Annotated in this window: 10 protein-coding genes; 8 read left to right on the plus strand and 2 right to left on the minus strand. The window is 59.6% G+C overall.

Features of this window, described 5'->3' with window-relative positions; translation table 11 throughout:
• Positions 1–268 precede the first annotated feature (268 nt).
• Positions 269–670, minus strand: coding sequence for a VOC family protein (locus K787_RS24905; protein WP_022964658.1), 402 nt, complete (start codon positions 668–670; stop codon positions 269–271).
• Between the two features lie 247 nt (positions 671–917).
• On the opposite strand from K787_RS24905, the gene phnC reads away from it, so the two are divergent.
• The 8 genes from phnC (at position 918) to K787_RS24450 (ending at position 7,402) form a co-directional block, all read left to right on the plus strand.
• On the plus strand, positions 918–1,742 hold the full coding sequence (gene phnC / locus K787_RS0120390; protein ID WP_023628720.1) for a phosphonate ABC transporter ATP-binding protein: 825 nt from the start codon (positions 918–920) through the stop codon (positions 1,740–1,742).
• Complete coding sequence (phnD, locus tag K787_RS0120395) at positions 1,742–2,605, plus strand: phosphate/phosphite/phosphonate ABC transporter substrate-binding protein (RefSeq protein ID WP_022964660.1); 864 nt, start codon at positions 1,742–1,744, stop codon at positions 2,603–2,605. The genes phnC and phnD overlap by 1 nt, the downstream gene beginning before the upstream one ends.
• A gap of 8 nt (positions 2,606–2,613) precedes the next feature.
• A complete protein-coding gene (gene phnE, locus K787_RS0120400) occupies positions 2,614–3,441 on the plus strand; it encodes a phosphonate ABC transporter, permease protein PhnE (protein ID WP_028615158.1) in 828 nt (275 codons plus the stop codon).
• A gap of 8 nt (positions 3,442–3,449) precedes the next feature.
• Complete coding sequence (ptxD, locus tag K787_RS0120405) at positions 3,450–4,460, plus strand: phosphonate dehydrogenase PtxD (protein WP_022964662.1); 1,011 nt, start codon at positions 3,450–3,452, stop codon at positions 4,458–4,460.
• Positions 4,454–5,326, plus strand: coding sequence for a LysR family transcriptional regulator (locus tag K787_RS0120410; RefSeq protein WP_022964663.1), 873 nt, complete (start codon positions 4,454–4,456; stop codon positions 5,324–5,326). Before ptxD ends, K787_RS0120410 begins: the two co-directional genes overlap by 7 nt.
• A 396-nt stretch (positions 5,327–5,722) precedes the next feature.
• Complete coding sequence (locus tag K787_RS0120415; RefSeq protein WP_022964664.1) at positions 5,723–6,262, plus strand: TetR/AcrR family transcriptional regulator; 540 nt, start codon at positions 5,723–5,725, stop codon at positions 6,260–6,262.
• The gene (locus tag K787_RS23990) at positions 6,259–7,041 is read left to right on the plus strand and encodes an MFS transporter (protein WP_028615159.1); all 783 of its coding nucleotides are present in this window, start codon (positions 6,259–6,261) and stop codon (positions 7,039–7,041) included. Before K787_RS0120415 ends, K787_RS23990 begins: the two co-directional genes overlap by 4 nt.
• Positions 7,031–7,402, plus strand: a complete 372-nt coding sequence (locus K787_RS24450) for a hypothetical protein (RefSeq protein WP_161785954.1) — start codon at positions 7,031–7,033, stop codon at positions 7,400–7,402. Before K787_RS23990 ends, K787_RS24450 begins: the two co-directional genes overlap by 11 nt.
• Positions 7,403–7,542: 140 nt before the next feature.
• On the opposite strand, the gene K787_RS0120430 is transcribed toward K787_RS24450, so the two are convergent.
• On the minus strand, positions 7,543–8,310 hold the full coding sequence (locus K787_RS0120430; protein ID WP_022964665.1) for an SIR2 family NAD-dependent protein deacylase: 768 nt from the start codon (positions 8,308–8,310) through the stop codon (positions 7,543–7,545).
• Between the last annotated feature and the right edge of the window lie 213 nt (positions 8,311–8,523).

An 8,523-nucleotide genomic window follows, 5' to 3' on the forward strand; every position in this document is an offset into this window, starting at 1 on the left:
TCAGTTTTTGCCGCCGCCCCGTTCACCTTTTGTTTGGGCGCGGGCCAGCATCCTGTTTGAAGAAGAAAATTTCCGATATGGAAGTTCGTGCGCTATAGCTCGCTGCTCTTCAAATCCTCATAAGGGATGCGCATCGCTCAAATTTAACATCTGGCGGGGGAGAAGCGCTTTCCTTCCCAAAGCGGTTAGTCGGTCCAGTCGACCGAGCAGCGAAGTCGCCGTCACGAAAACGACTGTACGTCGCTGCTTACTACCGACAGTCTATTTGTCAGTTGGCCTTGATGAAGTAGGCCTTGAATTCGTCGGCTGGTTCAATGCGCTGATAGCAATACACGATAGCTCCGCTGGGATCCTCCAATCCGAAACCGCGGTCGCCCCATGGATGATCGTCGAGCGGATTCACCGCTTCTAGACCTGCGCACGTCAGGTTGGCGTAGAGTTGATCGACATCTTCCACCTCCAAATTAACATAAGCACCGCCTCTAAACGGCTCCATTCCCTGCTGGGGACGCATCAGGGAAATCTCCTGTGCGGCTGGGCCACTTAGACGCAGCACCACATACCAGCCGCAGTCAAACAATCGCTGGGCTTGAAAATGTCGTTCATAAAACTGACGCGTGGCGACAAGGCTTTCTGTGACGATAGTAATACTGCTGGAGCGAATGCCCATATGAGTGTCTCTCCGTTAGTGGGTGGTAGGCTATAACGGTGTCAGGGTTCTCTGCTGCGGTCTTGAATGATTTTGATGCGCTGAGAACAAATTTGGCCTGTCGACCTAGCCATTCTCGCTCTCGCGAGGAAATCCACAGCTTTCATTGAATCGTCATCATTTTGAAGCAGTGCATTAACAAAAAATGCTTACCTTCTGCATTGCGAACCGCAATTCTGCGGCCCGTAAAATTGCGAAAGGTGATCATATGACACCCCACCCGATACAGGACGCCGTGCTCTGGGTCGACCGACTGAGCGTCATCTACCCAGGCGGCGTGACCGCCCTGAGCGATACCTCGGTTGCATTCCGGCGTGGTGAGTTCACCGTGCTGCTTGGTCTCTCGGGCGCAGGCAAGTCGACCTTGCTCCGTAGTCTCAATCGACTCGTCACGCCCACTGGCGGCAGTGTCACCAGCGAACTCGGTGAGCTCGGCAGCGGCTCGGCCTTGCGTCAGCATCGTAGGCGTACCGCCATGATCTTCCAGCACCATCAATTGATCGAACGTCAAAGCGCACTGGCTAATGTGCTGACCGGCCGGCTGGCCTTTCACAGCACGCTCCGCTCGCTGTTTCCTTTGCCGCGTGCCGATCAGGAGATTGCGCTCAGTTGCCTCGCCCGGGTCGGACTGGCAGACAAGGCGCTGAGCCGAGTGGACAAATTGTCCGGTGGCCAGCAGCAGCGGGTAGGCATCGCGCGTGCGTTAGCGCAGCAGCCGGCGATCATTCTGGCCGATGAGCCGGTAGCCAGCCTCGACCCGGCAACCTCAGTCCGCGTTCTCGGACTGCTGCGCGACATTTGTAAGGAAGACGGGATCACCGCCATCGTTTCGCTGCATCAACTCGAATATGCCCGCCGCTTCGCCGATCGCGTCGTCGGGCTGGCCGATTCTCAGATCGTTTTCGATGCCGCGCCCTCGGAACTCACCGATGCGCAGCTTGAGCGCATCTATGCAGGCCGCTCTACGACTCAGCCAGCGAATGCTCCGGCCGAACCACCTGTCATGCTCGAACCTTCACTGGAGATGTCCTGATGAAACGCTTATCCGCGCTCTTATTGACCTGCTTGCTGTCCGCTGTTTCAAGTTTGTCCGCCGTAGCGGCCGATGCCGATCCAGATGTACTGAAAGTTGCCCTGCTACCGGACGAGAACGCCTCCGAGCTGATCAAGCGTAACCAGCCGCTGAAGGATTATCTGGAAAAGCATCTGGACAAGAAGGTGCAGCTGATCGTAACCACCGACTATTCCTCGATGATCGAGGCGATGCGTTTCGGCCGTATCGACCTGGCGTATTTCGGTCCGCTGTCCTACGTCATGGCCAAAAGCAAAAGCGACATCGAGCCCTTCGCTGCCATGGTGATCGACGGCAAGCCAACCTATCGCTCGGTGATCATCGCCAATGTCGCGTCAGGCGTGAACGACTATGCCGACCTCAAGGGCAAGAAGATGGCCTACGGTGACCGGGCTTCGACATCCAGCCATCTGATTCCCAAAACCGTTCTCCTCGAGACGGCCGAGCTGACGGGTGGGCAGGATTACGAACAGCATTTTGTCGGCACGCATGACGCCGTTGCCGTCAACGTGGCGAACGGCAACGCCGATGCGGGTGGGCTGTCGGAGGTGATCTTCAATCACGTAGCCGAACGTGGCCTGATCGATCCGAGCAAAGTGAAGGTACTCGGTTACAGCGGCGAATATCCCCAGTACCCCTGGGCGATGCGCTCCAACCTGAGCCCCGAGCTGAAAACCAAGGTTCGGGATGTGTTCGTCGGTATCGACGATCCCGAAGTGCTGCGCAACTTCAAGGCCGAGGCCTTCGCGCCCATCACCGACGCCGACTACGATGTGATCCGCAACATGGGATCGCTGCTCGGCCTCGACTTCGCCACGATGTGAGCACCGATATGTCTACTCATTACGACGTGCAGGCGCTGCCTGCTGAGCAACGCGAGCACATCCTCCGAGGCTTCGGCCTCGGTTGGTGGCGCCAGCTGGGGCAGGTGGCGATTGTACTCGGAGTGGTACTGCTGGCCTGCTGGTACGTGGGGCTGCTCGATGCCACCACGTTGCTGAACGGCCTGCCCTCCATCGCGACCCTGGCAGGCGAGGCGATGCCGCCGGACTTTTCGGGCTATCGAAGCTGGATTCGCCCCTTGATCGACACCTTGGCGATGAGCATCGCCGGTACGGCCATCGCAGTGGTGTTCTCGCTGGTGGTGGCCTTCGTTGCAGCGCGCAATACGGCGCCGCACCCCCTTGTGTTCGGTGTTGCCCGGGTGCTGCTCAATGCCCTGCGGTCGGTGCCGGAGCTGATCATGGGCATCATCTTCGTTGCAGCCGTAGGGTTCGGCGCCTTGCCAGGCGTGCTTGCGCTGGGTCTGCATTCGATCGGCATGGTCGGCAAGTTCTTCGCCGAGGCCATCGAGCACGTCGACGAAGCGCCGGTGGAAGCCGCTCGGGCTGCGGGGGCTACGCCGATGCAAGTGCTGCTCCACGCGGTTTTGCCACAAGTGACGCCGCAGTTCGCTGACGTGGCGATCTACCGCTGGGAATACAACTTTCGCGCCTCAACTGTGATGGGCATGGTTGGCGCCGGCGGTATCGGCTTCGAACTCATGGGCTCGCTGCGCATCATGCAGTATCAGGAGGTGGCCGCGATCCTGCTGGTCATCCTGGCCATGGTCACATTGGTAGACGCCTTCAGCGGCGTACTGCGCAAACGCTTCAAATAGGAAACTCCATGCTGCCGAAACTCGTTATAACTCACCGGGTACACGATGAGATCCTGCAACTGCTGGCGCCACATTGCGAGCTGATGACCAACCAGACCGACAGCACGCTGACGCGCGAGGAAATTCTGCGCCGCTGCCGCGATGCTCAGGCGATGATGGCGTTCATGCCCGATCGGGTCGATGCAGACTTTCTTCAAGCCTGCCCTGAGCTGCGTGTAGTCGGCTGCGCGCTCAAGGGCTTCGACAATTTCGATGTGGACGCCTGTACTGCCCGCGGGGTCTGGCTGACCTTCGTGCCTGATCTGTTGACCGTCCCGACTGCCGAGCTGGCGATTGGACTGGCGGTGGGGCTGGGGCGGCATCTGCGAGCAGCAGATGCGTTCGTCCGCTCTGGCGAGTTCCAGGGCTGGCAACCACAGTTCTACGGCACGGGGCTGGATAACGCTACGGTCGGCATCCTTGGCATGGGCGCCATCGGACTGGCCATGGCTGAGCGCTTGCAGGGATGGGGCGCGACCCTGCAGTACCACGAGGCGAAGGCTCTGGATACACAAACCGAGCAACGGCTCGGCCTGCGCCAGGTGGCGTGCAGCGAACTCTTCGCCAGCTCGGACTTCATCCTGCTGGCGCTTCCCTTGAATGCCGATACCCAGCATCTGGTCAACGCCGTGCTGCTTGCCCTCGTACGGCCGGGCGCTCTGCTTGTAAACCCCTGTCGTGGTTCGGTAGTGGATGAAGCCGCCGTGCTCGCGGCGCTTGAGCGAGGCCAGCTCGGCGGGTATGCGGCGGATGTATTCGAAATGGAAGACTGGGCTCGCGCGGACCGGCCGCGGCTGATCGATCCTGCGCTGCTCGCGCATCCGAATACGCTGTTCACTCCGCACATAGGGTCGGCAGTGCGCGCGGTGCGCCTGGAGATTGAACGTTGTGCAGCGCAGAACATCATCCAGGCATTGGCAGGTGCGCGCCCAATCAACGCTGCGAACCGTCTGCCCCAGGCCGAGCCTGCCGCATGTTGAATCCGGTCTGGCTGAAGAGCCTGGTAGCGATCGTTCAAACAGGCAGTTTTCAGAGCGCGGCGAGGGCGTTGGGGCTGGCCCAGCCGACGGTGTCGCAGCACTTGCAGAAGCTTGAAGAGCAGGTCGGCGTAACGCTGGTGCAGCGCAGTCGTAGCGGCTGCCAGCCTACCACACGGGCGCTGGCCTTCATGCCGCATGCGACCGCCTTGCTCGACATGCACGACCGGGCGCTAGAAGCCCTGCATGGCAATCGTGAGCGCGTCGGGGCTAGCTCCAACATCGGCACCTACCTTCTCCAGCCATTCGTGCGCAGCTATCTGACGACCGCAAATGAGAGGGGCGAGGTGGATCTGCGCATCGCCGCCAACCCGGATGTGGCCGACCAGCTACTGGCGGGCCAGCTCGACGCCGCGATCATGGAATGGTGGCTACCTCACCCCGACTTCGAACACCGCCTCTGGCGGGTCGAGCCGCTGGTGCTTATCGTCAGCCCCGACCATGCGCTGGCTGAAGCAGGGTGCATAGAACGTGATCGTCTGGTGGACCTGCCGATGCTGGGAGGTGAACCGGGTAGCGGTACCGGACGGCTTCTGACCGAATACTTTGGCGAGCTGGGCGTGCCTCGCAGCGGTATGCAGCTAGGCAGCACCGAGGCAGTCAAACAAGCGGTCAGGGCGGGACTCGGCGTGTCGTTGGTGATGGCTTCCGCAGTACAAGACGAAGTTCGCAGTGGCGCGCTGGTAGCTCTTCCCATCCCGGGGCTTGAAAAGCGTCTCCAACTGATCTGGCGCAAACCTCCCGGAAATCTGCACCCGCCGGGATTTGTGCGGCACTTATTGGAGGAGGCAGATCTAGCTGGATTGTGACGACCTCAATCCCGGCCGACGTGAAGTGAGAGCTTATTTCCAAGTGCTGGCTGGTGAGATGTCCGCAAGGTGGCTGGCGCTCACAATGCCCATCTATATGCTCATCCTTTCCGCTGACCCGCTTCGGCCGTGACCGATAGTTCGCAGGCTCAGGAGCGGGCCTGATAGCCGATGAGGCCAAGCAAAGGCGGTGAGTCTGCGCTGCCCCGTCCCTTCTAATCGAAATGCGGACTGTCACCCAGAGATTGGCTGAAAGATTCGAGATGGATCCGCGGCTTCGTTTCGCTTTGAGCGAGCCTGAAATCTGATAGACGCCAATCTTCCACTAGCTTCGCAGCGATGCGCCCACTCAGAGCCGGTGCTTGACATGTAAATCGATCGTTTTACACTCGATGCATGAATAAACGTACAGAAATAATTGATGGCGCTACGCGTCTGTTTGAAGCGGAAGGTTTTAGGGGCATCGGAATCGACCGTCTCATAGCGCCTTCTGGAATCTCCACCCGCACGCTCTACAAACACTTCGGCTCGCGCAACGGGCTGGTGCTCGCCGTTCTAGCGGAACGGCACCGCACGTTTATGGATCAGCTTCAAGCGCAGCCGGGTAGCGTCGAGGCGCTTTTCGATACGCTTCGAGCTTGGGTGCGGGAGCACGGCACGCTTGGCTGTATGCTCCTGCGAGCGCGCAGCGAATATGCCCAGGCGAGTAGGGAGGTCGTCTCGCTCGTTGATGCCCAAAAGACTGAGTTTCGAAATGAGGTGGCTGAACGCGTGAAGCTCGCTTTGGGGAAAAACAATGAGCGTCTGTTCACACAGGTCTGGCTCCTATTCGAGGGCGCCACCGCCGGAGCCGGTGTAGCGGGCGCGTCAGTCATCGACGATGCCAAGCAGGCGGCATTGTCACTGATTGCATTTGCTGGAACTGACCGGCCATGAAGCGCGACCTGAACCTGGTGGCGGCGGGCTTTGCCTTGACCGCCCTTTCATATGGCTTGGCGCGGTTTGCGTATGGGATGCTGTTGCCGCAGATTCGAGAGGACCTGTCTCTGGGAGTAACCGCTGCTGGGTGGGTCGGCGGAAGCGCCTTTGCAGCTTACTGCGTCGGCATCCTTTTGGCTTTTTACGGGGTTGGGAAGCTGGGTCCTCGGTTCATCGCATTAGCAGCTGCACTGGCGGCAACGGCCGGCATGGGCATCGTGACGTTTTCCTCTTCAGCGTGGACGCTGGGCCTGGGCATTGGTCTGGCCGGATTGAGTACAGGGTTAACTTCGCCGCCGCTCGCCACTGCTGTTGCTGCACGCTTCAATGACCGCGACAGCCCCAAGGCAAATGGAATGATCAATGCCGGCACCGCGGCGGGAATCGTGTTTTCCGGCATGGCGGCGCTGTTGGCGGCTGGTGCATGGCGGGAGCTCTACGGTTTGTTTGCCTTGATAGGCGCAGGGATCTCGTTATGGCTCTGGTTCGCTGTACCCCCTGTCAGACACGTTCAGCCAGGGGGTACGCTTTCCCTCCCATACCTTACCTGGCCTGGAGTGCCGGCGTTGTGCGCAAGTGCAGCGTTGACCGGGACGGCGAGCACTGCTGTCTGGACATTTGGGGCGGATATTCTGCGCAATGATTTTCAGTTTGCGGCTGATCGTCTGGCGTGGGTCTGGATCGTGGTGGGTGTTTTCCGGTATCTGCGGCTCGCTGACGGGCGTGTTGACCAATAGGTTCGGCACAGCCCACGTTCATGGCTGCGCGTTGTTCGGGATCTCCATCAGCACGCTGGGTGTGACGGCGACCGCTTTCTCGCCGGTGTTTGCCTTTGCCACCATGGGTCTGTTCGGCGCGGCCTACATCGTAGCCACCGGGGTGTTCCTGATTCAGGGCATCAAGTTGATGCCGGATCGTCCTGATCTTGGGCTGGGCATTCCTTTTCTCAGCCTAGCGCTCGGCCAGGCCATAGGTACCCCCCTGTTCGGGGCAGCTATGAACGCGATTGGCACGCTCGGTGCGCTGGCCATGTTTGCTGCGGCCGCCTGTGTGGCCATTTTCTTCAAGCCGCGAAGAAAAGGAGTTGTTTTGAATTGACTCCGTCCGGCCGCTTCCGGCCAAGAGCCAGCGGTGTTTGTAAATAGAGGCGCCATATCCACCTTAGGGCTCCGCCGATGGTATCCTTGATCTGTTCTCGCGACGAATGCTTGTGGGCCGCTGGCGTGACGTACAGATCATTATCTTTTGCCGCTCGGGAACGCCTCTGCTAGAACTGTCGACATGATTTCGCTGGCTCGGCCTTCCAGCAAGTACTCGTTGGGCCTGTGCTGGCACCAAGGGTCAATGTTGACGTGTATGACACTTGCCCCCGAGTCCAGAGCGATGTCGGGTAGGGTCGCAGCGGGGTTTACCTCACCAGATGTGCCGATTGAAATGAGGCAGTCGCAGCGCTTCGCAGCATCGAAAGCGCGCTTGACGTCGCGCTGGGGCAGTTGTTCCCCGAACCACACCACTCCTGGACGAATCCTTCCGTTGCAATGGCCGCAACGAGGCGGCTCGATCGGCCCCCCAAGGGTGGCTGGTATGTCTCGACGATAGTGAGGTCGAGCACAAGCGAAGCACCGGGAATCAAACACTCTCCCGTGAAGGTGTATTACGTCTGAAGCCCCAGCTCGTTCGTGCAGATCATCTATGTTTTGCGTGATTAAAGCGACCTCAGGGACAATCACGGTGAGCTCCGTAACGGCGTGGTGCGCTGGATTGGGAGATGCGTTGCGCATCTGGCCGCGCATTGTCTCGTACCATCCCCATACTAGCGACGGGTCACGGCGGAAAGCTTCCGGGGTGGAAAGGAGTTCCGGGTCATACTGAGACCAGAGTCCGTCTACCGGATCCCTAAAGGTCGCTATCCCACTTTCCGCGGAGATTCCCGCTCCGGTGGAGATCACCATTCGTCTAGATTTCCGTATCGTCTCGATTATCTTTTCTGGAATGGTATAGGTCATGACCTGATCTCCTGCCTCCTTAAGCAGCCTTGTTACTGCGTCGGTTGCTCGACTCCAGCCCGTCCTATCCTGCGACGCCAATACAGATTATACGACGAAGGATTAATGGGGCCGCTGCAGGATCTGCGCGAATTCTGCTGGCGGTGCCTGCGAAACGCTCCCCTAGCAGAGCGGCAGCAAGCGGCTCCATGCGAAAGACCGCTTTCGGCCCAG

The organism is Halopseudomonas pelagia CL-AP6, from assembly GCF_000410875.1.
GTDB classification, from domain to species: Bacteria; Pseudomonadota; Gammaproteobacteria; order Pseudomonadales; family Pseudomonadaceae; genus Halopseudomonas; species Halopseudomonas pelagia.

Excerpts from the sequence above, each read along its gene's own strand:
- K787_RS24905 (WP_022964658.1), bottom strand. The coding sequence starts at position 670 with ATGGGCATTCGCTCCAGCAGTATTACTATCGTCACAGAAAGCCTTGTC.
- phnC (WP_023628720.1), top strand. The coding sequence starts at position 918 with ATGACACCCCACCCGATACAGGACGCCGTGCTCTGGGTCGACCGACTG.
- phnD (WP_022964660.1), top strand. The coding sequence starts at position 1,742 with ATGAAACGCTTATCCGCGCTCTTATTGACCTGCTTGCTGTCCGCTGTT.
- phnE (WP_028615158.1), top strand. The coding sequence starts at position 2,614 with ATGTCTACTCATTACGACGTGCAGGCGCTGCCTGCTGAGCAACGCGAG.
- ptxD (WP_022964662.1), top strand. The coding sequence starts at position 3,450 with ATGCTGCCGAAACTCGTTATAACTCACCGGGTACACGATGAGATCCTG.
- K787_RS0120410 (WP_022964663.1), top strand. The coding sequence starts at position 4,454 with ATGTTGAATCCGGTCTGGCTGAAGAGCCTGGTAGCGATCGTTCAAACA.
- K787_RS0120415 (WP_022964664.1), top strand. The coding sequence starts at position 5,723 with ATGAATAAACGTACAGAAATAATTGATGGCGCTACGCGTCTGTTTGAA.
- K787_RS23990 (WP_028615159.1), top strand. The coding sequence starts at position 6,259 with ATGAAGCGCGACCTGAACCTGGTGGCGGCGGGCTTTGCCTTGACCGCC.
- K787_RS0120430 (WP_022964665.1), bottom strand. The coding sequence starts at position 8,310 with ATGACCTATACCATTCCAGAAAAGATAATCGAGACGATACGGAAATCT.